Origin of the sequence: Paenibacillus sp. S29, from assembly GCF_049319765.1 — a bacterium.
GTDB lineage: Bacteria > Bacillota > Bacilli > Paenibacillales > Paenibacillaceae > Paenibacillus > Paenibacillus polymyxa_B.
Genome location: NZ_JBMOUI010000085.1, coordinates 1 through 360, shown reverse-complemented (window position 1 = coordinate 360; position 360 = coordinate 1). Strand labels below are relative to the sequence as shown.

The window sequence follows — 360 nt, the reverse complement described above, 5'->3', positions numbered from 1 at the left end:
GGAGAAATTGGCCGCTCACTACTTGCAGCTGCTTGAATCCATTCTCCGCAACCCGTCGGCGACTATTGCCGAGCTGGGCATTTTGACACCGGCGGAAAAAGAGCAAATTCTCGGCGCGTTTAACCCGGCGCAGCCGGAAGCGCCTCCTGCGGCCGCGTTCCACCAGCTGTTTGAGGAACAGTCGGAGCGCACGCCGGAAGAGGCGGCCGTCGTGTACGAGAACGACCGGATGACGTATGCGGAGCTGAACGAGCGGGCGAACCGCTTGGCGGCCACGCTGCGCGCAAGCGGCATCGGCCGGGAGACGATCGTCGGCATTCTCGCCGAGCGTTCGGTGGACTTGCTGGTGGCCGTGCTGGC

At 64.2% G+C, this 360-nt stretch carries 1 protein-coding gene; it reads left to right on the top strand.

From position 1 onward, the window contains the following. Window positions 1-360 (top strand): AMP-binding protein (locus ACL9RM_RS26600; protein ID WP_414126715.1); only part of this gene is annotated, 360 nt, incomplete at both ends.